Source organism: Microbacterium excoecariae (assembly GCF_011326725.1).
Classification (GTDB): domain Bacteria; phylum Actinomycetota; class Actinomycetes; order Actinomycetales; family Microbacteriaceae; genus Microbacterium; species Microbacterium excoecariae.
In genome coordinates this window covers 77790-102867 of the sequence record NZ_JAANCO010000002.1, presented here as the reverse complement: position 1 = coordinate 102867, position 25078 = coordinate 77790, and the positions used below count along the sequence as shown (strand labels likewise).

Sequence of the window (25078 nt, the reverse complement as noted above, 5' to 3'; positions counted from 1 at the left end):
ACACATGGCCGGAACCGGACAGCCGACCCAGGGCGGAATCGACGCGACGGGAAAGCGCGTCGTCGTCGTGGCGGGCACGTGGCACGAGGAGATCGTGTCGGGCCTCGTCGAGGGATCCGAGCGCCTCCTGGAGGAGGCGAACGCCGACTACCGCGTCGTGCGCGTCGCCGGAGCCTTCGAGCTCCCCGTCGTGGCGAAGGCCGCGCTCGACGGCGGCGCCGACGCGGTGATCGCGCTCGGCGTGATCATCCGCGGCGGCACCCCGCACTTCGAGTACATCGCCGCGAGCACGACGGACGGGCTCACGCGGCTCGCGCTCGACACGGGCAAGCCCGTCGGGTTCGGCGTCCTCACCCTCGACGACGAACAGCAGGGCATCGACCGCGCGGGCTTCCCGGGCTCGAAGGAGGACAAGGGCTACGAGGCGGCCGACGCGGCGCTCCGCGCCCTGGACGCCATCCGCTCCCTCACCGCCTGACGCGCCCCGCGCCCGTCCGGCGACAGCGCAGCGCCTCGCCGACGCTCTTCCTCGGCGATAGCGCAGCGCCTCGTCCCGGCGGCGCCGCTGGCTCGGGTCTGGCGGGAGCCCGAGGGACGAGGGCGACGGGATCGCGGCGACGCCGGGGCGAGGCGCGGAGCGACCCCCGAAGCACGAAGCACGAAGCGACACCCGCATGGCACCGCCTCCACGTTCTACGTAGAGTAGAACTCATGGAGACCCTGCGGAGCATCGTCGTTCTCGTTCACCTCATCGGATTCGCCACGCTGTTCGGCGCGTGGATCGTCGAGGTGGCGTCGCGCCGCCGCGAGATCACGCGCGTGATGCACTGGGGCCTGGCGATCGCGCTCGTGGCCGGCCTGGCACTGGCGGCGCCGTGGGGCATCGACGGCGAGCTGAACTACACCAAGATCGCGATCAAGCTCGTGGTCGTCGTCGTCATCGGCGCGCTGCTCGGGATCGGCGCCGCGCGGCAGAAGCGCACGGGCGCGGTCCCGGCGGCCATCTTCTGGCTCATCGGCCTGCTCACGGTGCTCAACGCGGCACTGGCCGTTATTTGGTGATGCACCCCGGATCCGCGGGTTCCTGAGCACTTCGCTCAAGATTTCCCGCGCATCGCGCCCGCGCACCCGGCACTTCGGCCCGGATGCGCGGGCGCAATGTTCATTGTGCGCACACAGGCGCGTATGCTTGTTCATCGTGCGTCGACCATCGGTCGGCGCACGCGGCGATTCTGCGCCCGTGCAGCCGATCGCCCGTCCCGCCCTCTCGGGCACATCCACGTATCTCAGGCAGCAGCATGACTTCGACAGCTCCCGCCCGGTCCTCGCAGCAGGACGCGGGCACGAAACCCCTCAACTCGCGCGGCCGTGTCATCACGGCGAGCCTCGTCGGCACGACGATCGAGTTCTACGACTTCTACGCGTACGCCACGGCGGCCGCCCTCGTCTTCCCCGTGCTCTTCTTCCCCACGGGGAACCCGACGACGGCGCTGCTCGCCTCGTTCGGCGTGTTCGGCGCGGCGATGGTCGCCCGCCCGATCGGCGCGATCGTGTTCGGTCACTTCGGAGACAAGTTCGGGCGCAAGGGCACGCTCGTCGCGTCGCTGCTCACGATGGGCATCGCGACGTTCGTGATCGGCCTGCTCCCGACGCACAACGACATTGGCGCGTGGGCGGCGTTCCTCCTCCTCCTGTGCCGCCTCGCGCAGGGATTCGCCCTGGGCGGCGAGTGGTCCGGTGCGGCGCTCGTGGCGACCGAGAACGCCCCCGAGGGCAAGCGCGCGCTGTACGGCACGTTCCCGCAGCTGGGCGCCCCGATCGGCTTCATCATCGCGAACCTGCTGTTCCTGACGATCAACCTGGCGATGCCCGGCGAGGACGGCGCCGCGAGCGAGGCGTTCCTCGCGTGGGGCTGGCGGATCCCGTTCCTGTTCTCGGCCGTGATGGTGATCGTGGGCCTGTGGGTCCGCCTGAAGCTCGTGGAGTCGGACGCGTTCCAGAAGGCGGAGAAGAAGGGCGAGATCCGCAAGGTTCCCGTCGGCTACGTCTTCCAGAAGTACTGGTGGCAGCTGATCCTCGGCACGTTCATCATGCTCGCGACGTACGTGCTCTTCTACCTCATGACGAGCTTCACGCTGAGCTATGGCACGACCCCGACCGACGCCGCCGTGCCGGGCCTCGGGTTCGCGCGCACCGACTTCGTGCTGATGCAGATCATCGGCGTCGTGTTCTTCGGCCTGTTCACGCTCATCTCGGGCCCGCTCGCCGACGCGATCGGCCGGCGCCGGCTGCTGATCTGGGTCACCGTCGCGATCATCGTGTTCGGCCTGTCGTACGTCGTGTTCCTCACCCCGCAGTCCAGCGAGCTGTTCACGGGCGCCCTCGTGCAGGCCTTCCTCGTGTTCGGCTTCCTGCTCATGGGCATGACGTTCGGCCCGATGGGCGCGCTCCTGCCCGAGCTGTTCCCGACCGCGGTGCGCTACACCGGATCCGCCGTCGCCTACAACGTCTCGTCGATCCTGGGCGCGGCCGTCGCCCCCATGATCGCGATCTGGCTGTGGGGCCTCGCGGGCGGGAGCCCCTGGCTCGTGGGCGTGTACCTCGCCGGCGCGGGCGTGCTGACGCTCATCGCCGTCGTGCTCAGCAAGGAGACGAAGGACGTCGACATCTCCTCGCGCTGACGACGAGGGTGGCGAAGGGGCGCGGATCCGTGGGGTCCGCGCCCCTTCGCGTGTCCGGGGGCGCCCGCGAGGGAGGACAATAAGAGGGATGTCCGAATCACGACGCTCCCCCTTCGCCCGGCCTCCGAAGAACGACGGCCCGCGGGCCTCGCTCCGGCAGCTGTTGCCGTTCGTCTTTGAGAACCGCCCGGTCATTGTCGCCGTCGCGATCCTCTCCGTCCTCGGCGCGGTGTTCACCCTCGTCCAGCCGCTCGTGATCGGCGAGGTCATCGCCCGCGTGCAGTCCGAAGACCCGCTCGGCTGGCTCATCTGGGGCCTCGTGGCGTTCGTCGTGGTCTCGTCGGTCGTGAGCGCCTACCAGCACTACCTCCTGCAGCGCACGGGGACGGCGGTCGTCTTCTCAAGCCGGCGGCAGCTGATCCGGCGGATCCTGCACCTGCCCATCAGCGAGTTCGACGCGCGGCGCACGGGCGACCTCGTCAGCCGTGTCGGCACGGACACGACCATGCTCTACGCCGTCCTCACGCAGGGCCTGGCGGACAGCGTCGGGAACGTGCTGATCTTCGCCGGCGCCCTCGTGGCGATGCTCGTGATCGATCCGGTGCTGCTCGCAACGATCGCGGGCGTGCTCGCGCTCGCCGTCATCGCCGTCGTCGCGCTGTCGGGGCGGATCCGGGGCGCGACGGCGCGCCAGCAGGAGCGGGTGGGCGCGCTGTCCAGCGGCATCGAGCGGGCCATCGGATCCGTGCGGACGGTGCGCGCCGCGGGGGCGACGGACCGCGAGCAGGCGACCGTGACGGCGCAGGCGGAGGACGCGTTCCGCGCGGGCCTGGACGTCGCGCGGGCGTCGGCCCTCGTCGTGCCCGTCGCCGGGGTCGCGGTCCAGGTGTCCCTCCTCGTGGTGCTCGGCGTGGGCGGGATGCGCGTCGCCTCCGGCGCCGTGTCCGTCGCGTCGCTCGTGACGTTCGCGATGTTCCTGTTCCTCATGATCATGCCGCTGGCCTCGGCCTTCGGCGCGCTCTCGAGCGTGGGACAGGCGCTCGGCGCGCTGGGGCGGATCCAGGAGGTCCTCGACCTGCCCGAGGAGGACGCGGAGGACCGCCCCACCGCCGCCGCGCCGACGCCGGGCGAGGCCCCCGCGCTGGCGTTCGAGGACGTGCGCTTCCGCTACCCCTCGCACGTCGTGGAGGCGCGTCGCCGCGCGACCGCGGCGGTGCGCGAGGCGGCCGGCGACGCCCACCTGGACGCGGAGATCGACGACGCCCGCGCCGACGTGCTCCGCGGGGTGTCGTTCGAGGTTCCGCGCGGGTCGCGCGTCGCCCTCGTGGGCCCCTCCGGCGCGGGCAAATCGACCATTCTCGCGCTCATCGAGCGCTTCTACGACGCGACCGGCGGCGCGATTCGCCTGCACGGGCGCGACGTGCGCGACCTGCCGCGCGACGTGCTGCGGGCGCAGTTCGGCTACGTGGAGCAGGACGCCCCCACGCTCGCGGGCACGCTCGCGGACAACCTGCGCCTCGCGTCGCCCGCGGCGTCCGATGCCGACTGCGAGGCCGCGCTGCGCGCGGTCAACCTCGGGGGCGTCGTCGACCGCTCGCCCGAGGGGATCCATACCCCCGTGGGCGAGGACGGCGTCATGCTCTCGGGCGGCGAGCGCCAGCGCCTCGCGATCGCCCGCGCGCTCCTCGCCGCTCCCCCGATCCTGTTGCTGGACGAATCGACGTCGTCCCTGGACGGCGTCAACGAGCAGCGCATGCGCGAGGCGATCGACGCGGTCGCGGAGGGACGCACGCTCATCGTCATCGCCCACCGCCTCTCGACCGTCGTGGACAGCGACGAGATCGTCGTCCTCGACGGCGGCCAGGTGGTCGGGCGCGGAACGCACGCGGAGCTCGTCGAGTCCGTGCCGCTGTACCGCGACCTCGCGGCCCATCAGCTGCTCGTCTGAGAAGGCATGAAGCGGCCCGCCCCCGGATCGGCAGGGGCGGGCCGCTGGTGTGCGCCGTTCCGGGTGCGGGCCGGGCGGGCGCGAGACGAAGGACCGAGTGCGGTCAGTCCTTCGTGGCCTGGAGCCGCGCGCGGAGCGCGGCAAGCTGGTCGGTGAGGGCCGCGGGCATGCGGTCCCCGAACGAGCGGAAGAAGTCCTCCGTCAGGTCGGCCTCGACGAGCCAGGACTCGGGGTCGATCCGGAAGAGCTCGTCCAGGTCGGCGCTGCTCACCTCGACGCCGTCGAGGTTGAGGGATCCGCTCGCCGGCACGTGGCCGATGGGCGTCGCGTCTGCCTCGGCCGCGCCCTCGAGGCGGCGCACGATCCACTCGATCACGCGCGCGTTCTCACCGAAGCCCGGCCAGAGGAAGCGGCCGTCCTCGCCCTTGCGGAACCAATTGACCTGGAAGATGCGCGGCAGCGCCTCGGCGCGCTCGCCCATGCCGACCCAGTGCGCGAAGTAGTCAGCCATGTTGTAGCCGCAGAACGGCATCATGGCGAACGGATCCCGCCGCAGCTCGCCGACGGTGCCCTCGGCCGCGGCGGTGCGCTCGGAGGAGATGGTCGCCCCCATGAAGGCGCCGTGCGTCCAGTCGAACGACTCGACCACGAGGGGCACGTTGGTCGCGCGGCGGCCGCCGAAGAGGATCGCGTCGAGCGGAACGGCCTCGTCCCAGTCGACGGCGATCGACGGGGCCTGGGAGGCGGCGACCGTGAAGCGCGAGTTGGGGTGCGCGGCCGGCCGGCCGCTGTCCGGGGTCCAGTCCCGGCCCTGCCAGTCGATGAGGCTCTCCGGCGCCTCGTCCGTGAGCCCCTCCCACCAGACGTCGCCGTCGGGGCGCAACGCGACGTTCGTGAAGATGACGTTGGCGTGCAGCGTCTCGACGGCGGTGATATTCGTCGACTCCCCCGTGCCGGGCGCGACGCCGAAGAACCCCGCCTCGGGGTTGATCGCGTAGAGGCGACCGTCGCTGCCCGGGCGGATCCACGTGATGTCGTCGCCGAGCGTCTCCACGCGCCAGCCCGGGAGGGTGGGGCGCAGCATCGCGAGGTTCGTCTTGCCGCAGGCCGAGGGGAACGCCGCCGCCACGTGGAACGCCCGCCCCTCGGGCGACACGATGCGGATGAGGAGCATGTGCTCCGCGAGCCACCCCTGGTCGCGGCCGAGAACCGACGCGATCCGCAGCGCGTAGCACTTCTTCGCGAGGATCGCGTTGCCGCCGTATCCGGATCCGAAGGACCAGACCTCGAGGGTCTCCGGGAAGTGCGCGATGTACTTCTCGGGGTTCGACGGCCAGGCGGAGTCGGCCTGACCGGGCGCCAGCGGGGCCCCGACGGAATGCACGGTGCGCACCCAGCTCGTACCCTCGGCGATGAGGCGCGTCACGTCCTCGCCCACGCGGGTCATGATCTCGATCGAGGCGACCGCGTACGGGCTGTCGGTGATCTGGACCCCGATCTGGGACAGCGGGCCGCCGATCTTGCCCATGGAGAACGGCACGACGAACATCGTGCGTCCGCGCATGGATCCGGCGAACAGCGGCATGAGCGTCTGGCGCATCTCGTCGGGGGCGACCCAGTTGTTCGTGGGGCCCGCGTCGGCCTCCCGCTCGCTGGCGATGAACGTGCGCGCCTCGAGGCGCGCGACGTCGGAGGCGTCGCTCCGGGCGAGGTAGCTGTTCGGGCGCCACTCGTCGTTCAGCGCGATCAGGGTGCCCTGGTCGATCATGTCGTCGAGGAGCGCGCGGTTCTCCTCCGCGGATCCGTCGACCCAGTGGATCCGATCCGGCGTCGTGAGTTCGGCCACCTCGTGCACCCACGCGACGAGCTCCGAGAACGCGGCGGACGCGTACCGCGGCTGGGCGCCGTACGCAGCGAGGCGGGTCGTGCCGGCGTGGGTCTGCGGGTCTGCGATGGCCATCGTGCGCTCCTTCGGGCCGGGCGGTGGTCGCGGGGCGAGATCGCCGCGCAGATCTAGATTCCGTCATGCTCAGGGCTCCTTGACGCACTTTTGGAGGGAAAGAATGTCGCATCTTTCGCTACGCTCAAGGAATGAGCCTCAACGCCCCCGGCGCCGCCTCCCCCGCCCGCATCGAGCTCAAGACGCTCGGCCACCGGATCCGGCATTTTCGCCTCGACCGCGGCATGACGCTCGACGACCTCGGCGCCGCCGTCGGGGTCGCGGGGAGCCAGCTGAGCCTCATCGAGAACGGCAAGCGCGAGCCCAAGCTCACGCTGCTGCAGGCGATCGCCGAGGCCACGGGCATCGCGATGACGGACCTCATCTCGTCGGAGCCGCCGAACCGCCGGGCCGCCCTCGAGATCGAGCTGGAGCGCGCCCAGCACGCCCACTCGTTCCGCCAGCTCGGGATCGCCCCGCTGAAGGTCACGAAGGGCCTCTCGGATGACGCGCTCGAGACGGTGCTGGGACTGCACCGCGAGCTGCAGCGGCGCGACCGCGAGGCCAACGCGACCCCCGAGGAGGCCAGGCGTGCCAACACGGAGCTGCGGCTGCGGATGCGCGAGCGCCACAACTACCTGCCGGACATCGAACGCCTTGCGGAACAGCAGCTCGGGCAGGCGGGGCACACGCGCGGCGCGCTCACGCACCGCACCGTGAGCATCATGGCCGAGCGCCTCGGCTTCGACCTCATCTACGTCAACGACCTGCCGTCCACGACCCGCTCGATCACCGACCTCGAGAACGGCCGGATCTACCTGCCCCCGGCCTCCATCCCGGGCGGCCACGGCCTGCGATCCATGGCGCTCCAGGCGATGGCCCACCGGCTCCTGGGCCACCAGCCGCCGACCTCCTACGCCGACTTCCTACAGCAGCGCCTCGAGATCAACTACTTCGCCGCGTGCTGCCTCGTCCCCGAGACCGCCGGGGTGGCGTTCCTGCGCGAGGCGAAGAAGGACCGCAACCTCGCGGTCGAGGACTTCCGCGACGCGTTCGGCGTCACGCACGAGGCCGCGAGCATGCGCATGACCAACCTCATGACCGAGCACCTCGGCATGTCGCTCCACTTCCTCCGCGTCGGGGGCGAGGGCCAGATCGAGCGCGTCTACGAGAACGACGATCTGCCCCTGCCGCAGGACGTCACGGGCGCGGTCGAGGGCCAGATCGTCTGCCGCCGGTTCTCCGCGCGCACGGCGTTCGAGCAGCAGAACCGCACGACCGAGCACTACCAGTACACGGACACCCCCGCCGGGACGTTCTGGTGCGCGACGCAGACCGGGAGCCGCGACACAGGCGACTTCTCGATCACGGTCGGCGTCCCGTTCGACGACGCGAAGTGGTGGCGCGGGCGCGAGACGCAGATGCGCGCGAGTTCGACCTGCCCCGACGAGTCCTGCTGCCGCCGGCCGGATCCGTCCGTCACGGCGCGCTGGGCGGGCAGAGCCTGGCCGAGCGCGCGCGTGCACACGCACATCTTCAGCCCCCTGCCGCGCGGCAATTTCCCCGGCGTCTCCGAGAGCGACGTCGTCGAGTTCCTCGAGCGGCACGCCGAGAGCTGACGGAACGCGGACGCGCCGGGCGGATCCCACGGATCCGCCCGGCGCGTCGCCGCGGGATCAGGCCCGTGCGCCCTCGCGCTCGGCGGCCTCGACGACGTTCGTCATGAGCAGCGCAACGGTCATCGGCCCCACGCCCCCGGGGTTCGGGGAGAGCCAGCCGGCCACGTCCGCCACGTCCGGGTGGACGTCGCCGAAGACCAGAGGCTTCCCGCCCGCGGGGTCGTCCTCGCGCGTCACTCCGACGTCGAGCACGGCGGCGCCGGGGGCGACGTCCTCCGGCCGGATGAGGTGCTTCACGCCCGCGGAGGCGACGATCACGTCGGCCTGGCGGAGGTAGCGCGCCATGTCGACGGTGCCCGTGTGCACCTGCGTCACGGTCGCGTTGATCTCGCGCCGTGTGAGCAGCAGACCGATGGAACGCCCGATCGTGATCCCGCGGCCGACGACGACGACGTGCTTGCCCGCGAGGTCGTACCCGTTGCGGAGGAGCAGCTCGATCACGCCGCGGGGCGTGCACGGCAGCGGCGTCTCGATGGGCCGGTTGACGTTGAGCACGAGGCGCCCGAGGTTCGTCGGGTGCAGGCCGTCGGCGTCCTTCGCGGGGTCGATCCGCTCGAGGACCGCATCCGTGTCGATGTGCTTCGGGAGCGGCAGCTGCACGATGTACCCGTGGCAGGACGGATCCGCGTTCAGCTCGTCGATGAGCGCCTCGACCTCGGCCTGCGTGGCGTCGGCGGGCAGCTCGCGCTGGATCGAATTCATGCCGATCGCCTCGGAGCGCCGGTGCTTCATGCCGACGTAGAGCTGGGACGCCGGGTCCGCCCCCACGAGCACGGTCGCGATGCCGGGGGTGATGCCGCGCTCCTTCAGCGCCGCGACGCGCTCGATGAGCTCCTGGGTGATGGCGGCCGACGCCGCCCTGCCGTCGAGAACCTTCGCGGTCATCGCGGCCTCCTTTTCGTCAGAACGAGCGGGCGCCCCGCGGCTCGCGGGGCGCCCGTGCGGGTCGGGTCAGGCGCTGGCGTAGCCCTGGCCGGCCTCTTCGACGCCCGGGTAGAGCGGGAAGCGGTCGGCGAGCGCGGCGACGCGGTCGCGGAGGGCCGGAATGTCGGCGCCGGGCTGGAGGGCGAGCGCGATCACGTCGGCGACCTCGGTGAACTCCTCGTCACCGAAGCCGCGCGTGGCGAGCGCCGGCGTGCCGATGCGCAGGCCCGAGGTGACCATCGGCGGGCGCGGGTCGTTCGGCACGGCGTTGCGGTTGACCGTAATGCGGATCTCGTGAAGGAGGTCCTCGGCCTCCTTGCCGTTGATCGCCGCGTCGCGGAGGTCGACGAGGACGAGGTGCACGTCGGTGCCGCCCGAGCGGATCGAGATGCCCGCGTCCTGGACGTCCTGCTGCAGGAGGCGCTCCGCGAGGATCTGCGCGCCGCGGACCGTGCGCTCCTGGCGGTCGCGGAAGTCCTCCGACGCGGCCAGCTTGAAGGCCGTGGCCTTGGCGGCGATGACGTGCATGAGCGGCCCGCCCTGCTGACCGGGGAACACGGCGGAGTTGATCTTCTTGGCGATGTCCGCGTCGTTCGACAGAATGAAGCCCGAGCGCGGCCCGCCGATGGTCTTGTGCACGGTCGAGGAGACGACGTGCGCGTGCGGCACGGGGCTCGGGTGGATGCCCGCCGCCACGAGGCCCGCGAAGTGGGCCATGTCGACCCAGAGGTAGGCGCCGACCTCGTCGGCGATCCGCCGGAACTCGGCGAAGTCGAGCTGGCGCGGGTACGCGGACCAGCCCGCGATGATGACCTTCGGCTGGTGCTCGTGCGCCAGGCGACGCACCTCGTCCATGTCGACGAGCGAGGTCTCGGGGTCGACGCCGTAGGCGACGATGTCGTAGAGCCGGCCCGAGAAGTTGATCTTCATGCCGTGCGTGAGGTGGCCGCCGTGATCGAGCGAGAGCCCCAGCACCGTGTCGCCCTGGCGCGCGAGCGCGTGGAGCACGGCGGCGTTCGCCGACGCGCCGGAGTGCGGCTGCACGTTCGCGAAGCCCGCGCCGAAGAGCGACTTGGCGCGCTCGATCGCGAGGTTCTCGGCGACGTCGACCTCCTCGCAGCCGCCGTAGTAGCGGCGGCCGGGGTAGCCCTCGGCGTACTTGTTCGTCAGGACGGATCCCTGCGACTGCAGGACCGACACGGGAACGAAGTTCTCCGAGGCGATCATCTCGAGGAACCCGCGCTGGCGGTCGAGCTCGCGCTGCAGGACCTGCGCGATCTCGGGGTCGACCTCGGCGAGGGGGGCGTTGAACAGCGATTCGGTCATGCGTGCTCCAGAACGACTCAGCGGAATAGTGGTCATCGCTTCGGCCCAGGCGCGCGGTCGAATGCCGTTCTTGGGTGTCGCTCCCCGATGGTGGCCCACCTCAGACGCCAGTCGCGACGCTGTCGATCATAGCGCCCGCGGGCGCCCGATCGCGAGGGGGATCCGGGTCAGCAGGCCCACCGGCGACGCGCGGCCAGCGTCGCGAGGCCGGCCAGGAGCGCGAGCGCGCCGGCGGCCGTCAGCGGCAGCGTGGCGGTGCGCTCGATGCCGGTCGCCTCGAGCCGTCGCGCGGCCTCCGCCTCGGCCGCGGCCGGGAGCGGATCGGCGGGGACCGACGACGCGGATGCGGCGGGCGCCGCGGCGGGCGCGATGTCCCCGGAGGCGGGCTCGTCGCCGGAGGAGGGGTCCTCCGCCGGCAGGCTCTCGGCCCCCCCGCTTGGCGTCGACGCGCCCTCGGCGTCCCCGCCGCCGTCGGCCGCGTCGGCAGCGCCCGACGAGGCGGCGTCCTCCGCGGAGGCGTCGCCGCCCGCGGGCGCGCCCGTCGCGTCGTCGTCGGCGGCGGCCGCGGTGTCGGCGACAGCCTCGGTCTCGTCCACCCCGCCCGTGTCGTCCGTCGCGCCCTCGGCGGTGCCGTCGCCCCCGGCGCCGCCCGCGGCGTCGGCGCCGCCGGTCTCGGCCCCGTCGACGGCCCCGTCGGCGATCGCCTCCGCGGCACCGTCCGACGCCCCGGCGGCGTCGCCGTCCGCGCCGGCCTCGGCGTTCGCGTCGGCGGGCGCCGCCACCGTCACGGTCGCCGCCACGGCGTCCGAGCGGTCGTAGCCGCGCGCGGCGACGAGCTCGACGTCGTACGTCCCGGGATCCGCCGGCGCCGCGAGCGAGAACGCGCCGGCGTCATCGGCCTCGAGCGTCGCCTCGATATCCCCCGTGACCTCCACCGTGGCGCCGGCGGGCGCAGTCCCGGCGACGGCGGATCCGGGCTCGGCGGTCCCCGCGGCCAGCTCCGGCTCGACGAGGTCGAGCATGAGCGCGTACGAGCCGGCCCGAGCCGCGACGACGTCGAGCGCGTACGCGAGGTCGGCGAAGAGCAGACGGTCGCCCGCGGCGTTACCTCCGCTCACGATTCCGACGGCGGTCTCCCCGACGACGACGGGGCCGCCCGAGTCGCCGCGCAGCACCAGCGGATCCGCCCCCGTCTGCTCCGCCACGTGCCCGAAGACCACGCGACCGTCGATCGCAAAGAAGCCCGTGTCGGTCACCACGCCCGCGCGCCACCCGGTGCTGCGCCCGCTGCGCCAGACCGTGTCGCCGACGGCCGCGACGCCGACGCCCGTGACCGGGACGGATCCGGCGGCCAGGTCGCCCGTGAGGGCGGTCGACCAGTCCGCCACGGCCGGCACGGGCGAAAGCCCGTCCGCCAGCCCGTCGATCACCGCGATGTCCGTCTCATCGAGGACCTCCACGCCGACCGCGGTGTTCCCCGGTCCGCCGAACTGCGAGAACCCGTACGTGCCGAGATCGTCGAGCACGACGGATCCGCCCCCGCCGACGGCGGGTTCGTCGGCCGGAGCGCTCCGGTCCACGTCCGTCAGGGCCCCGTCGAGCGTGCAGTGCCCCGCCGTGAGCAGGGCGGGCTCGCCCGCGGGCGACCACGCCGCGAACCCGAGCGAGCAGGTGTGGGTCGTCGCGCCGTCACTCGCGAGGGTGCCTGCTCCGCCGACCACGTCCGTCGCGGCCGTCGTCACGAGCTCCTCCGCCGGCTCGTCGGCCAGCTCGACGTTCGCGTACGAGCGCGCGAGACCGGAGACGGTCGTGAAGGCGTCGGCGTCGTCGGTGTGGATGACGATCGTCGACGCGTCGGCGCCGTCGTACGTGACCGCGACCACGCCGGGGTCGGCGAAAGCCTCCGCCGCGACCTGCTCCAGCGTCGCGTCGGGCGCGCCGCCGTCAGCCCACGCCGCGGAGACCCCGACCCCCGTCACGGCGAGCGCGGCGACGAGCGCGATGGCGGTGCGGCGCGCGGGACTCAGCGGCATGACGATCCTCGTGTCGGTGGGCGGAGTGACCAGGCTATCGCCGGAACCCCACCCGCACCACGGGCAACTTTCGTCACACGCGTCACGCGCGCACGGCAGGGGCCGGCGGATCCAGGGCGATCCGCCGGCCCCGCCCCCACGCTCCGCGCACCGTGAGCGGTGCCTCCTCGCGTGCGGGCCCTCGGCGGGGCCGCAGCCCCGCCGGGCGAACGCGCCGCGCCGTTCGCCCGCTCGGGATGCGGTCCCCTCCGCACGCCGAGCACGTCACTCTCTCCCCCATGAGACGCGCGGCCTCGCGGATCATCACGCGATTCTCGAGAAAAAATCCTCGCGCGGGACAAACCCGCGGTCAGCCTGAAAATCGCCGCAGTTTTTGGCCGGGGGCTTGGCAGGTCGCGTGGGTTGCGGGCAGAATCTTGAGGGCTATTACCCTGCCGAGGAGACCCATGCCCGACATCCGCGAGGCGCGCATCAGCGACGCGTCACACGTGTCGGACGTCGACCTCGTGACCCGCACGCGGGAGGGCGACACCTCCGCCTTCGGCGAGCTGTGGACGCGGCACTACCGGTCCGGCATCACGGCCGCGCGCAGCATCACGACGAGCATCGATCCCGACGATCTCGTGCAGGAGGCGTACACGCGCATCTTCCAGACCGTCGCGCGGGGCGGGGGACCGACGGGCTCCTTCCGCGCCTACCTCTTCACCGCGATCCGCAACACGGCGGCGAGCTGGGGGCGTGCGCGGCACGAGGTGGCGATCGACGAGGCCGAGCTCATCGCCGACCCCGCGACGACCGACGCCGCCACCGAGGAGGCCCTCGACCGCGGTCTCACGCACACGGCGTTCCGCTCCCTGCCCACGCGGTGGCAGGAGGTGCTCTGGTACACCGAGATCGAGCAGATGAAGCCGCGCGAGATCGCGCCGCTCGTGGGAATGCGCGCGGGCGCCGTCGCCCAGCTCGCGGTGCGCGCCCGCGAGGGGCTCCGCGAGGCCTGGATCCAGGCGCACATCTCGGCGTCCGCCGAGGGATCCGAGCACGCCTGGGTGCTCGACCGCCTCGGCGCGCGCACGCGCGGTAACCTCTCCTCCCGCGACCGGAAGCGGATCGAGGCGCACCTCGGCGAGTGCACGCGCTGCGCGATCGTCGCGGACGAGGCCGATCACGTCGGCAGCCGCCTCGTCATGGTGCTCCTCCCCCTCGCGATCGGCGTGCCGGCGGCGGGCGCATACCTCGCGGCGCTTCAGCGCGGCGAGGAGGCCGTCGTGGCCCTGGCCGCCATGCCGCCGAGCGTCGTCGAGGGCGCCGGGGGCGCGGTCGTCGCGGGCGGCGCCGCCATCGGCGGCCACGCCTCCTCGGGCGGACCCGCCGGTACCGGCGCCGCCTGGACGGTGGGGGGCGTGCTGGTGGGCGGAGCGACCGCCGCTGTGCTCGTCGCGGCGGTCGCGATCTCGTCCTTCACGGGCGGCCCCGCCTCGTCCTCGGCCGCCAGCGACCAGTTCTCGTCGGGGAGCATGACCGAGGACGCCGAGACGCGCGCGTCGGACGACCTGGCGCAGGCCACCCAGGCCGAGGAGGCGGATCCGCCCGCCGCGCACGAGGAAGACGCGCCGCGCGCCGCACTCGACATCTCGGGCGCCCGCGTCGTGGACGCCGCCGAGGGCACGATCGCGCTCGACGTCGCGGGCTCCGCGGGGGCGCCAGTCAGCGCCCACGTCGACGGATCCACGACCGTCGTCGCGGCCGGGTTCGCCGGTCACCTCCCCCTCGCCGCGGCGCGCACCGTCGGCGGCCCGGCAATCGGCGAGGCGGTCCTCGACAGCGACGGGTTCTCCACTCTTGTCGTGCGGGTCACGGCCGACCAGGTGGAGGACGACGCCGCGATCACGGTCGTCTATGCCGACGGCGCCGACGCACCCGCGCGCTCGACGCTGTCCGCGCTCGGGGTGCGCGACGCGCTGCGACAGGCGCTCCGGGCGGACGAGCCCGAGCCGGAGCGCGCGTCCCCGCGGCGGGAGGCCGAGAGCGACCGGAGCGCGGCGACCATCGCGCCGCCGACCGAAGACGTCGCCCCGCCGGCGGAGGCCGAGGAACCCGTGACGCCGGTCGACCCGACCGAGCCCGCCGACCCGACCGAGCCCGCCGACCCGACCGAGCCCGCCGACCCGACTGAACCCGTCGACCCGGAGGACCCCGACGAGCCGACGGACCCGGAGGAGCCGGCCCCGCTCGCGGCGCCGACGGGCGTCTCCGCGACGGCCACCGGGCCGGGCACCGTCGCGATCCGCTGGGAGGGCGTCGACGACGCCGACGCCTACCGCGTCTTCCGGACCGACGGCGGCGCCCTCGCCGACGCGCAGCTGGTCGACGAGACCGCGGAGCTGACCGCCGTCGACATCGAGGTTCCCCCGGGAACGCACGCGTACGTCGTCCTCGCGACCGCGGGCGAGCGCGAGAGCGCCGCCTCCGACCCCGCCACCGTCGACGTGGCGCTCGGCGCCCCGCAGGACGTGGCGGTCACCCCCTCCGGGCGCGTGACGTGGGTGCCGGTCGACGGCGCGGCGGAGTACGTCGTCACGCGAACCGGCCCCGAAGGTGCCGCGACGACGCTCGGCGCCACGGCCGAGGCGTCGTTCCTCGACGACGAGACGCTCGCCGCGGGCACGTATTCCTACACGGTGACGGCGGCCGCCCCCGCGGCGCCGTCCAGCGCGCCGAGCGCCCCGGCCGTGCGCGAGGTGGCGGAGACGCCCCTCGCGATCGTCGCGGCGACGCGGGGCCAGCAGACCGAGGGCGCGGCGGTCTACGCGGTCACCGTCACGGGCCGCCCCGGCGCGCTCGTGGAGCTGCAGATGCACAACATCGGCATGGCGAACTCCTTCGGGTCCGGGGTCCTCGACTCCACCGGCACGGCGACCCTGCGCGTGCTCGTCGCCGACCGCGCGCACGACCGCGATCTCACGCTGAGCTACACGCTCGGCTTCGGGGAGGGCGTCACCACGACGATCTCGGCGCTCGCTCCCACGACCTAGGTCGTATTGCGCGAGGCGGGTATACGGGCTCGCGCCGGGGAGCTGCGGCACCCTCGCCAGCTCTAGGTGAGTCCGGTTGCCATCACCCGCGTGTCGCAGATAGACATGGGGAATGACCGAAGCATCCGCGTGGCCCGACCGATCCGTTCTGCCGATTCCGTCGTATCAGCAGGTCGGCAAGCTCGATCGCACGGTGGCGGGTTCTGATCCGGTGGACTGGCCGCGTACTGCTTCCGCACCAGAAGGAGCACCGAACATCCTCGTCGTGATGACCGACGACGTGGGGTTCGGTGCGACCGAACTGTTCGGCGGCCCGATCCCCACGCCCACGTACGCCCGTCTCGCGGAGCGGGGTCTGCGGTGGAATCGTTTCCACACGACGGCACTGTGCTCCCCGACGCGCGCGGCGCTGCTGACCGGTCGCAATCACCATGTCGCGGCAACGGGAATCATCATGGAGTTCTCCACACCGTTCCCGGGATATCACAGCATCGTGTCCAAGAGCGTCGGCACGATCGGCGAGGTGCTCACCGGTAACGGATATGGCACGGCATGGTTCGGAAAGAACCACAATGTGCCGGACTGGCTGACCACGCCAACGGGCCCGTTCGATCTGTGGCCGACGGGACTGGGCTTCGAGTACTTCTACGGTTTCCTCGGTGCGGACGCGCATCAGTTCCGCCCGGCGGTATACGAGAACACCACGCCCGTGGAGCCGTACCTCGACCGGGATGATTACCACTTCGACGCCGACATGGCTGATCACGCGACCGCGTGGATCCGTCGGCAGAAGGCGGTCAACCCCGACAAGCCATTCTTCGCGTACTACACGCCTGGGACCGCTCACGCCCCGCATCACGCGCCGAAGGAGTGGATCGAGAAGTTCGCCGGGAAGTTCGACCACGGCTGGGACGAGCAGCGGGTGCGCACGTTTGAACGGCAAAAAGAGCTCGGGATCATCCCGGCTGACGCGGTGCTGAACCCCACGCCGGAGGATTACCAGCGATGGGACGATCTTTCTGACGAGATGAAGCGGGTCTGCGCCCGGCAGATGGAGTGCTACGCCGCGGCGCTCTCGCACTGTGATCATCAGGTCGGACGCGTCGTGGATGCGATCGAACAGCTCGGCGAGCTCGATAACACCCTGATCATCTACATCCAGGGAGACAACGGCTCCAGCGCCGAAGATCCGACCGGCCATGGCCTGACCAGCGAGATCGGTGTCCTCGCGAACGGGATCGTCGACCGGGAGGATTTCATGCAGGAGAACATCGATGAGTTCGGCGGCATGTGGTTCCAGAACCATTTCTCGCACGGCTGGGCACACGCGATGAACACGCCATACCAGTGGGACAAGAAAATCGCGTCCCATCTGGGCGGCAGCCGCACGTCGGCCGTCATCTCGTGGCCGGCCCGAATCGCCGACCAGGGCGGACTGCGCTCCCAGTTCACCCACATCACCGATATCGTCCCCACGATCCTGGAGGCCGCCGGCATCCCGATGCCCGACACGATTGATGGCGTCGAGCAGGTCGCGCTCAACGGCACCAGCATGGTCCCGTTCTTCGATGACGCAGACGCGGCCGAGACGCACACCACCCAGTACTTCGAGGTCGTTGCCAACCAGGGCATCTATCACGAGGGGTGGATCGCGAATACGGCCCCGAAACGGCTGCCGTGGGTAGGCATGGGTCAAACGCACGCGGACCCGTTCAATGAGTACGAGTGGCAGCTCTACAACCTCACTGAGGACTTCACCCAGTCGAAGAATCTCGCCGAGGCGCACCCCGAGAAACTCGAGCAACTGAGGCAACTGTTCCTCGACGAGGCGGGCAAGAACCAGGTGTTCCCGCTCGATGACCGCTACATCGAACGGCTGCGCCCCGAGAATCGGCCCGTGCACAACGTGGGACGGACGATCTACACGTATTACCCGGGGATCAGCCGGATCACCGAGGGCATGGCCCCGAACATGAAGAACACCTCGTACCGGGTGACGGCGAACGTGACTATCCCCGATGAGGGGGCGGAGGGCATCCTCATGTGTCAGGGCGGCTGGTTCGGGGGAAACGCGTTCTACCTGCTTGAGGGTAAGCCCACGTTCTCGTACGCGCGGTCGCACTATCCCGAGCACAAGTACACCATTGCCGGCACCGACCCCGTCTTGCCGGGCGACCACGAGCTGGTCGTGGACTTCGCGTACGACGGCGGAGCCCCGGGCGGCGGCGGACTGGCGACGATCACCGTTGACGGCGTCAGCGTCGCTTCCGGCCGCATCGACCAGACAATCCCGGTCCGCGTCTCAGCGGACGAAACGTTCGACGTCGGCGAAGACACCGGCACGCCGGTCGTCCGAGACTACGACGTTCCCTTCCGCTTCACGGGGATCTTGCATCAGCTCACAGTTGATACCGACCCCACGACCTAGAAAGGCTCAGTGCGCGATCTGATCGTCGGGGAACTCACCCGCAGCCGAGGCGCGCGCCGATCGAGGCGAGCGCCTCGATCTCGGCCTGCTGCGTCTCGCCCATGGCGCGCGCGGTACCGAGCACCTCGGGCCGCGACCCCAGCTCCTCCACGGCGTCGACCATCTCGATCGCGCCGCGGTGGTGGGTCGTCATGAGGTCCACGAAGAGGCAGTCGAGCTCCGTGCCCGACGCGGCCTCGAGGCGCCGCATGTCGTCCGCGGAGGCCATGCCCATCTCCTCGAGCAGCTCCTCCTCGGACGCCGTGGCGGGCGCCCCGTGGTCGTGGGCGGATCCGCGCATCCACGTCATGAGCGGATCCCCCGCCTGCGGCAGCCCCCACGTCTCGAGCCACTGGTACATCTGGCCGCGCTGGCCGGCCTGCGCCGTCGCGATGTCGTACGCCATGAGCCGCACGGCCTCGTCGTCGGTCGCGCGATAGGCGATCATGCCCATCTCGATGGCCTGGGTGTGATGCACCTGCATGTCGCGCGCGAAGCCCGCGTCCGCCTCGTTCGGACCCGCCTCCGCGGTCTCGCCACCGACGGCGACAATCCGGCCCGCGGTGAACGCCAGCGCCGCGACGGCCACGAGCGCGACCAGGACGACCAGCCGCGGCACGCCCGCGCGCCGGGTCCGCCCCTCGCTCACGGCGTCAGCTCACCTTGCCCGGGCCGTCGACGGCGCCCGAGCAGAGCGCGCCCGGCTCCGGGACGTCGCCCGAGCGCCAGTACTCCTCGTAGAAGTCGCGGATCCGCTCGTCGCTCGCCGAGTCGACCTTCAGCTGCGCGTTCCACGCGCTCACGGCGATCGGGGTGTCCATGCCGGGGTACGGCGACAGGATCGAGTAGCTCGAGGGGGCGTAGGACTCGAGCAGCTCGACGTCCTCCTCGGACACCTGCTCGGGGTCGTAGGTCAGCCACACGGCGCCGTGCTCGAGCGAGTGCACGGCGTTCTCGTTCGTCTGGGGCTCGGAGTACACGCCGCAGTTGAGCCAGTAGGCGTTGTGCGGGCCACCCGCGGGGGGCGACTGCGGATAGTCGACGGTGCCCTCGACGTGCTCGGTCTCGTTGTCGAAGGTCTCCACGCCCTCAATCGCGGCACCCGAGGACCCCGCGCTGTAGTCGTTGAGCGGCTCGGGAGCCGTGACGTACAGCGTCACGATCGCGGCAATGACGGCGACGGCCGCGACGGATCCGCCGATCCACGCGAACTTCTTCGTGCGCCGGGAGCGGGCCAGCTGGCGCTGATACTCGGCCAGCTTCTCCTGCCGGCGCTCCTCGCGCCGCTGCTTCGTGGTCTGCTCGTGCTCTGCGCGCTTCGCGGGGTTCCCGCTGCGTCCCTGCGCCATGTCGCTCCCGGGGCGTCGACGATCCCCGGGGGATCCGGGGCTGGCTAAATTCTATGCAGACGCAACGAATGCGATCCTGCGAGTCTCCTCACACCCGGATCCACGCGGTCTCGTCAGTGCCGAGCGGGTCCGCGGCGCGCCCGCCGCTGCGCACGAGGACCTCCCCCGGCGGGAGCGGGACGGGATCCGCGCCGAGGTTCGCCACGACCCGCACGTCGCCGTTGCGGAACGCGAGGACGTCGCCCTCGTCGGTTTCCCACTCGAGGTCGCCGGATCCGAGCCCGTGCGCCCGGCGCAGCCGCAGCAGCGCGCGGTAGAGCGAGAGCGTGGAGGCCGGATCCCCCGCCTGCGCGTCGCGGGAGTGCGCGCCCCACCCGTCGGGCTGCGGGAGCCACGAGGCGCCCGTGTCGTTGAACCCGAAGGCCGGGCCGCCCGCGGTCCACGGCATCGGCACGCGGCACCCGTCGCGGCCGTACTCCGCGCCGGCCGTCCGGATGAAACGCGGATCCTGGCGCGCCGCGTCCGGAATCTCGACGACCTCCGGCAGCCCCAGCTCCTCCCCCTGGAACAGGTAGGCGGATCCGGGCAGCGCAAGCATCAGCGCGGTGGCGGCGCGCCCCCGGCGCAGCGCGACGACGGGGTCGGGCAGGACCTTCGAGGCGGGCCCGATGCCCTCGGACTGCTCCTCCTCCGGCAGTGCGAGGCGCGACGGGTGGCGGATCACGTCGTGGTTCGAGAGCACCCAGGTCGGCGGCGCGCCCACGGCGCCGAACACGGTGCGCGACTCGTCGATGACGTGGCGCAGGCGCTCGGCGTCCCACGGCGTGCCGAGGTAGTTCATGTTGAAGGCCTGGTGCATCTCGTCGGGGCGCACCCACAGGGCGACCTGCTCGAGAGTCGGCAGCCACGCCTCCGCGCACAGCGCCCGGTCGCCGTCGTAGGTGTCGAGCAGCGCCCGCCAGTCGCGATAAATGTCGTGCACGCCGGGCTGCGCGAGGTACGGCGCCTCGTTCCCGAGCCCGCCCATCTGGCCGGAGGTGTCGACGACGCGGTCGGGGAGCGCGGCGTCCTTCACGAGCCCGTGGGCGACATCGACGCGGAAGCCGTCGACCCCGCGGTCGAGCCAGAACCGCAGGATGTCGCGGAACTCCTCCCGCACCTCGGGGTTGTCCCAGTTGAAGTCGGGCTGCGATGAGTCGAACAGGTGCAGGTACCACTCGCCGTCCGGGAGCCGGGTCCAGGCCGGCCCGCCGAAGAACGACGGCCAGTTGTTGGGCGGCTGCGCGCCGCCGCGCCCCTTCCCCTTCGCGAATACGTAGCGGCCCCGCGCGGCGGATCCGGGGCCCGCGGCGAGCGCCTCCTGGAACCACGCGTGCTGGTCGCTCGAGTGGTTCGGGACGAGGTCGACGATCACGCGGATCCCCCTCTCGTGCGCGGCGGCGAGGAAGGCGTCGAAGTCGGCGAGCGTGCCGAACATCGGGTCGATGTCACGGTAGTCGGAGACGTCGTAGCCCGCGTCCTTCTGCGGCGAGGGCATGAACGGTGAGAACCACACGGCGTCCACCCCCAGGTCCGCGAGGTGATCGATGCGCGCGAGCGCGCCCGGCAGGTCGCCGATGCCGTCGCCGTCCGCGTCGGCGTAGGAGCGCGGGTACACCTGGTAGATGACGGCTGTCCGCCACCACTCGGATCCGGGGGTCGTCATGCGTCGATCCTGGCCGCGAGGGCCCGCGCGCGCAAGCTCACGCCGCGCCGTCGCCGTAGTGCTCGAGGAGGTCCTCGAGGTCAGCCCGCACGATCGGGACGCCGCCCGTCTCGGGGCCGATCGGGACGCCGCCCGTGTCGATCCACGCGGCGGTGTCGGTCGGGAGGTGGTGGTCGACGAGCGGCCCGCTGGCCGCGATGACGGTCCCCGACGGCAGGGGCAGGGGCTCCGCGCCGAAGTTCGCCACGACCGTGACGTCGCGGTTGTGGAACGCCAGCACGTCGTCGCCCATGTCGTCGACCCAGACGAGCACGCTGCGCCCGAGGCGGTGCTCGCGGCGCTCGGCGAGGAGGCGCCGGTACAGGTTCAGCGTGGAGCGCGGATCCGCCCGTTCCGCGTCGCGGGCGTGTGCGGCCCAGGACGCGGGTTGCGGGAGCCAGCTCTCGCCGGACGCGCTGAAGCCGCACGCGGGCGCGTCCGCCTCCCACGGAATCGGGACCCGGCACCCGTCCCGGCCGTACCGGCGCCCCGCGGTGCGCGCGAAGGTCGGATCCTGCCTGTCCGCGTCCGGGATGTCGACGACCTCGGGCAGGCCCAGCTCCTCCCCCTGGTACAGGTACGCGGATCCGGGAAGCGCGAGCATGATGGTCGTCGCCGCGCGCGCCCGCGCGAGCCCCGAACCCTCCGCGGGGATGAACGGCGAGCGCGGCCCGATGCCGTCGTCCTGGTCCGGCGGCATCATGAGGCGGGTCGCGTGGCGGATGACGTCGTGGTTCGAGAGCACCCACGTCGCGGGCGCGCCCACGGCCGGGTACGCGCGGAGGGAGTCCGTGATGACCTCGCGCAAGGCCGCCGGGTCCCAGGCCGTCATGAGGTACGCGAAGTTGAACGCCTGGTGCATCTCGCCGCTGCGCACCCACAGGGCGGTCTTGTCCGAGGTCGGCAGCCACGCCTCGGCGCAGAGCACGCGGTCGCCGTCGTAGGTCGCGAGGAGGTCGTGCCACTCCCGGTAGATCTCGTGCACCTCGGGCTGTCCGCGGTAGGGCGACAGGTCGTCTCGGCTCCCCATGGGCCCCGCGTTCTCGGGCTTCTGGTGATCCGCCATCCCCTCCTTCTTGATGAGGCCGTGCGCGACGTCGACGCGGAAGCCGTCGACGCCGCGGTCGAGCCAGAACCGCAGGATCGAGAGGAACTCCTCCCGCACGACGGGGTTTCGCCAGTTGAAGTCCGGCTGCGACGAGTCGAACAGGTGCAGGTACCACTGCCCCGGCGTGCCGTCGGGCTCCTCGATACGCTCCCAAGCGGATCCGCCGAACTCGCTCTCCCAGTTGTTGGGCGGCAGCTCGCCGTGGGCCCCGCGGCCGTCCTGGAAGAGGTAGCGGTCGCGCTCGGGCGATCCGGGCGCGGCTGCGAGCGCCTCGCGGAACCAGGCGTGCTCGACCGAGGAGTGGTTCGGGACGAGGTCGACAATCACCCGGATCCCGCGCGCGTGCGCGGCGGCGAGGAAGGCGTCGAAGTCGGCGAGCGTGCCGAACAGCGGATCGATGTCGCGATAGTCGGCGACGTCATAGCCCGCGTCGTGCTGCGGCGAGCGCATGAAGGGCGAGAACCATACGGCGTCGATGCCGAGGTCGGCCAGGTCGTCGATGCGCCGGAGCGCGCCGGCCAGGTCGCCGACGCCGTCGCCCGAGGCGTCCGCGAATGAGCGCGGGTAGATCTGGTAGATGACGGCCTCGCGCCACCATTCGGATCCTGCTGCGGACACGGCTGTCCCCCTCTGCTCGCGAGCGATGCGTCAGGGCCGATCCTGTCACCGCCCGCGCACCGGCGTCACGCGACGCGCCCCGCGTGTCGCCCCACCCCCATCAAGTCCACATTTCTCCGGCAAGTCTCCCCGGATCCCGGGGAGACTTGCCGGAGAAATGTGGACTTAGCCCTTGGCGGCGCCCGCGAGGAGGCCGCGGACGAAGAACCGCTGCAGGAGCAGGAACACGACGAGCGGGACGATGATCGCGATGAAGGCGCCGGCGGTCAGCAGGTGCCAGTCCTCGCCGCGCTGGCCCGTCATCTGCGCGAGCACCTTCGTGACCGGCGCGACGTTCCCGTCGGCGAAGATCAACGACACGAGCAGGTCGTTCCAGACCCACAGGAACTGGAAGATCGCGAACGACGCGATCGCCGGCATCGACAGCGGCAGCACGATGCGGAAGAAGATCTGCCCGTGCCCCGCGCCGTCCACGCGCGCCGCCTCGATGACGTCGGCCGGGATCTGCGCGATGAAGTTGTGCAGCAGGAAGATCGCGAGCGGGAGCGCGAAGATCGAGTGCGCCACCCACACCTGCGCGTACCCCGCGCTCCCGAACGCCTGGATCACGGGGAAGCCGAAGATCTCCCCCTGCGAGAACAGCTGCAGGAGTGGGATGAACGCCATCTGGATCGGGACGATCTGGAGGGCGAACACGCACACGAACAGGACGTTCTTGCCCGGGAAATCGAGCCACGCGAACCCGTACGCCGCGAGCGTCGCGACAATGAGCGGGATGATCGCGGCGGGCAGCGTGATGGCGAAGGAGTTGATGAACGCCTGCGCCATCGTGAGGCCGCCGGTGGCGGTCGAGAGCGCCTCGGAGTAGTTCTCGAACGTCCACCCCCAGTTCTCGAACGCCGTCCACCAGCCCGTCGTCTGGATCTCCGTGCGCGGACGGAAAGACGACACGAGGATCCCGAACGTCGGGATCGTCCAGATCACCGCGATGACGAGCGCGGCGACCGTCGCCCACGGCGACGTCAGGCGCATCTTGGCACCCCGGAGGGCCCGCGGCTTCGCGCCCGCCGTGACGAGGTTCCGTGTCTCACTCATCAGCGCACCTCCTTCTGCTTGTTCATCTGGCGGGCGTTGTAGATGATGAGCGGCAGCACGAGCACGAACAGGATCACGGCGTAGGCCGCTGCACGCCCCGACTCGAAGCTCCGGAACTGCGTGTACATCTCGTTGGCGATGACCGAGGTGTTGTTGCCGCCGGCGGTCATCGTGCGCACGATGTCGAAGATCTTCATCGACGTCAGTGCGATCGTCGTGAGCACGACGATGATCGACGAGCGGATCCCCGGCACGACGATCCGCGTGAACCGCTGATACGCGTTCGCCCCGTCGATCTGCGCGGCCTCGAGCTGCTCGGCCGGCACGCCCTTGATGGCCGCCGACAGCACGACCATCGCGAATCCCGTGTAGATCCACACGAAGACGACGATGAGGAAGAACGTGTTCCACGGCTCGACCTGCAGGAACCGGACGGGCTCGCCGCCCAGCCAGACGATCACCTGGTTGAGGAATCCGATCTGCTCGCGATCCGCCGGCCGCGCCGTGTACATGAAGCGCCAGATGATGCTCGCGCCCACGAACGAAATCGCCATCGGCAGGAAGATCAGCGTCTTATAGATCTTCTCGCCGCGCGTCTTGTCGATGAAGTACGCGTACACGAGGCCGATCACGGTCGAGGCGACGGGCGCGACGAGCACCCACACGATCGTATTGGCGATGGTCCGGATCCCCTGCGGTTGCGTCACGATCCAGAGGTAGTTGTCGAGCCCGATGAAGTCGGTGCCCCGCGAGTTCATGAACGACTGGATGAGCGTCTGGATCACCGGGAGCACAAGGCCCACGGCGAGCAGCGCCAGGGCGGGCGCGAGGAACCCGACCAGCTGGAACAGGTACCCCGCGCCCTCCTTCGCGCGCATGTCGAGCCAGAAGAACAGCAGCCCGAGCACCCCGGCGGCGAGGATCGCCCACCACCACGACTGCAGGACCCAGAGCACCCCGAGCGGCATCAGGACGCACGCGGCGAGGCGGATGAGGGTGTACACCCGCCCCGGCCGCGGTGCGATCTCGATGAAGAACAGCAGCACCCCCACCGCGGCGGCGAACACCGCGATGACGATCGGGATCTGAGCCCAGGGCGACAGCCAGCTGAGCCACTCGAGGAAGGAGGCCACGG

At 71.4% G+C, this 25078-nt stretch carries 17 protein-coding genes and 1 riboswitch; of the genes, 7 read left to right on the top strand and 10 right to left on the bottom strand.

Annotation, left to right across the window (positions count from 1 at the left end):
- Positions 1–4: 4 nt before the first annotated feature.
- The 4 genes from ribH to G8E01_RS11655 all read left to right on the top strand — a co-directional run bounded on the left by ribH (position 5) and on the right by G8E01_RS11655 (position 4629).
- On the top strand, positions 5–478 hold the full coding sequence (ribH, locus tag G8E01_RS11670; RefSeq protein WP_166320062.1) for a 6,7-dimethyl-8-ribityllumazine synthase: 474 nt from the start codon (positions 5–7) through the stop codon (positions 476–478).
- A 233-nt stretch (positions 479–711) separates the two neighbouring features.
- Entirely contained in the window at positions 712–1062 is a 351-nt protein-coding gene (locus G8E01_RS11665) for a Fe-S protein (RefSeq protein WP_166320060.1), read from the top strand.
- 236 nt (positions 1063–1298) lie between these two features.
- The gene (locus G8E01_RS11660; protein ID WP_166320058.1) at positions 1299–2681 is read left to right on the top strand and encodes an MFS transporter; all 1383 of its coding nucleotides are present in this window, start codon (positions 1299–1301) and stop codon (positions 2679–2681) included.
- Positions 2682–2769: 88 nt separating this feature from the next.
- On the top strand, positions 2770–4629 hold the full coding sequence (locus tag G8E01_RS11655) for an ABC transporter ATP-binding protein (RefSeq protein ID WP_166320056.1): 1860 nt from the start codon (positions 2770–2772) through the stop codon (positions 4627–4629).
- A 103-nt stretch (positions 4630–4732) separates the two neighbouring features.
- Here the strand turns inward: G8E01_RS11655 and G8E01_RS11650 are convergent, their stop codons facing one another.
- Entirely contained in the window at positions 4733–6589 is a 1857-nt protein-coding gene (locus tag G8E01_RS11650; RefSeq protein WP_166320054.1) for a phosphoenolpyruvate carboxykinase (GTP), read from the bottom strand.
- A 131-nt stretch (positions 6590–6720) separates the two neighbouring features.
- Here G8E01_RS11650 and G8E01_RS11645 point away from each other — a divergent pair, with 131 nt between their 5' ends.
- The gene (locus G8E01_RS11645; protein WP_166320052.1) at positions 6721–8187 is read left to right on the top strand and encodes an XRE family transcriptional regulator; all 1467 of its coding nucleotides are present in this window, start codon (positions 6721–6723) and stop codon (positions 8185–8187) included.
- A gap of 57 nt (positions 8188–8244) precedes the next feature.
- Here the strand turns inward: G8E01_RS11645 and G8E01_RS11640 are convergent, their stop codons facing one another.
- The 3 genes from G8E01_RS11640 to G8E01_RS11630 all read right to left on the bottom strand — a co-directional run bounded on the left by G8E01_RS11640 (position 8245) and on the right by G8E01_RS11630 (position 12530).
- Positions 8245–9132 carry a bifunctional methylenetetrahydrofolate dehydrogenase/methenyltetrahydrofolate cyclohydrolase gene (locus tag G8E01_RS11640; protein WP_166320050.1) on the bottom strand — a complete coding sequence of 296 codons (888 nt, stop codon included), beginning with the start codon at positions 9130–9132 and terminating at the stop codon, positions 8245–8247.
- Between the two features lie 66 nt (positions 9133–9198).
- Positions 9199–10497, bottom strand: coding sequence for a serine hydroxymethyltransferase (gene glyA / locus G8E01_RS11635; RefSeq protein WP_166320048.1), 1299 nt, complete (start codon positions 10495–10497; stop codon positions 9199–9201).
- A gap of 36 nt (positions 10498–10533) precedes the next feature.
- Positions 10534–10622, bottom strand: a riboswitch (ZMP/ZTP riboswitch).
- A gap of 42 nt (positions 10623–10664) precedes the next feature.
- Positions 10665–12530, bottom strand: coding sequence for a S1 family peptidase (locus G8E01_RS11630; RefSeq protein ID WP_166320046.1), 1866 nt, complete (start codon positions 12528–12530; stop codon positions 10665–10667).
- Between the two features lie 446 nt (positions 12531–12976).
- Here G8E01_RS11630 and G8E01_RS12995 point away from each other — a divergent pair, with 446 nt between their 5' ends.
- Together G8E01_RS12995 and G8E01_RS11620 are read left to right on the top strand one after the other, a co-directional pair.
- Complete coding sequence (locus tag G8E01_RS12995; protein ID WP_166320044.1) at positions 12977–15562, top strand: sigma-70 family RNA polymerase sigma factor; 2586 nt, start codon at positions 12977–12979, stop codon at positions 15560–15562.
- A 112-nt stretch (positions 15563–15674) separates the two neighbouring features.
- Positions 15675–17990 (top strand): arylsulfatase, encoded by a 2316-nt coding sequence (locus tag G8E01_RS11620; RefSeq protein WP_166320042.1) that lies wholly within the window; start codon positions 15675–15677, stop codon positions 17988–17990.
- Between the two features lie 34 nt (positions 17991–18024).
- Here G8E01_RS11620 and G8E01_RS11615 read toward each other — a convergent pair whose 3' ends face one another.
- The 6 genes from G8E01_RS11615 to G8E01_RS11590 form a co-directional block, all read right to left on the bottom strand.
- A complete protein-coding gene (locus G8E01_RS11615; RefSeq protein ID WP_166320040.1) occupies positions 18025–18678 on the bottom strand; it encodes a DUF305 domain-containing protein in 654 nt (217 codons plus the stop codon).
- Positions 18679–18682: 4 nt separating this feature from the next.
- Positions 18683–19378, bottom strand: coding sequence for a DUF3105 domain-containing protein (locus tag G8E01_RS11610; RefSeq protein WP_166320038.1), 696 nt, complete (start codon positions 19376–19378; stop codon positions 18683–18685).
- A gap of 88 nt (positions 19379–19466) precedes the next feature.
- Complete coding sequence (locus G8E01_RS11605) at positions 19467–21083, bottom strand: glycoside hydrolase family 13 protein (RefSeq protein WP_166320020.1); 1617 nt, start codon at positions 21081–21083, stop codon at positions 19467–19469.
- A 37-nt stretch (positions 21084–21120) separates the two neighbouring features.
- Positions 21121–22848 carry a glycoside hydrolase family 13 protein gene (locus G8E01_RS11600; protein WP_338100814.1) on the bottom strand — a complete coding sequence of 576 codons (1728 nt, stop codon included), beginning with the start codon at positions 22846–22848 and terminating at the stop codon, positions 21121–21123.
- A 165-nt stretch (positions 22849–23013) separates the two neighbouring features.
- Positions 23014–23943, bottom strand: a complete 930-nt coding sequence (locus G8E01_RS11595; RefSeq protein ID WP_166320018.1) for a carbohydrate ABC transporter permease — start codon at positions 23941–23943, stop codon at positions 23014–23016.
- The gene (locus tag G8E01_RS11590; protein ID WP_166320016.1) at positions 23943–25076 is read right to left on the bottom strand and encodes an ABC transporter permease subunit; all 1134 of its coding nucleotides are present in this window, start codon (positions 25074–25076) and stop codon (positions 23943–23945) included. Before G8E01_RS11590 ends, G8E01_RS11595 begins: the two co-directional genes overlap by 1 nt.
- Positions 25077–25078: the final 2 nt, after the last annotated feature.

What these genes read in the sequence shown, in the direction of transcription:
- ribH (WP_166320062.1), top strand. Translation starts at nt 5, where the DNA reads ATGGCCGGAACCGGACAGCCGACCCAGGGCGGAATCGACGCGACGGGA.
- G8E01_RS11665 (WP_166320060.1), top strand. Translation starts at nt 712, where the DNA reads ATGGAGACCCTGCGGAGCATCGTCGTTCTCGTTCACCTCATCGGATTC.
- G8E01_RS11660 (WP_166320058.1), top strand. Translation starts at nt 1,299, where the DNA reads ATGACTTCGACAGCTCCCGCCCGGTCCTCGCAGCAGGACGCGGGCACG.
- G8E01_RS11655 (WP_166320056.1), top strand. Translation starts at nt 2,770, where the DNA reads ATGTCCGAATCACGACGCTCCCCCTTCGCCCGGCCTCCGAAGAACGAC.
- G8E01_RS11650 (WP_166320054.1), bottom strand. Translation starts at nt 6,589, where the DNA reads ATGGCCATCGCAGACCCGCAGACCCACGCCGGCACGACCCGCCTCGCT.
- G8E01_RS11645 (WP_166320052.1), top strand. Translation starts at nt 6,721, where the DNA reads ATGAGCCTCAACGCCCCCGGCGCCGCCTCCCCCGCCCGCATCGAGCTC.
- G8E01_RS11640 (WP_166320050.1), bottom strand. Translation starts at nt 9,132, where the DNA reads ATGACCGCGAAGGTTCTCGACGGCAGGGCGGCGTCGGCCGCCATCACC.
- glyA (WP_166320048.1), bottom strand. Translation starts at nt 10,497, where the DNA reads ATGACCGAATCGCTGTTCAACGCCCCCCTCGCCGAGGTCGACCCCGAG.
- G8E01_RS11630 (WP_166320046.1), bottom strand. Translation starts at nt 12,530, where the DNA reads ATGCCGCTGAGTCCCGCGCGCCGCACCGCCATCGCGCTCGTCGCCGCG.
- G8E01_RS12995 (WP_166320044.1), top strand. Translation starts at nt 12,977, where the DNA reads ATGCCCGACATCCGCGAGGCGCGCATCAGCGACGCGTCACACGTGTCG.
- G8E01_RS11620 (WP_166320042.1), top strand. Translation starts at nt 15,675, where the DNA reads ATGACCGAAGCATCCGCGTGGCCCGACCGATCCGTTCTGCCGATTCCG.
- G8E01_RS11610 (WP_166320038.1), bottom strand. Translation starts at nt 19,378, where the DNA reads ATGGCGCAGGGACGCAGCGGGAACCCCGCGAAGCGCGCAGAGCACGAG.
- G8E01_RS11605 (WP_166320020.1), bottom strand. Translation starts at nt 21,083, where the DNA reads ATGACGACCCCCGGATCCGAGTGGTGGCGGACAGCCGTCATCTACCAG.
- G8E01_RS11595 (WP_166320018.1), bottom strand. Translation starts at nt 23,943, where the DNA reads ATGAGTGAGACACGGAACCTCGTCACGGCGGGCGCGAAGCCGCGGGCC.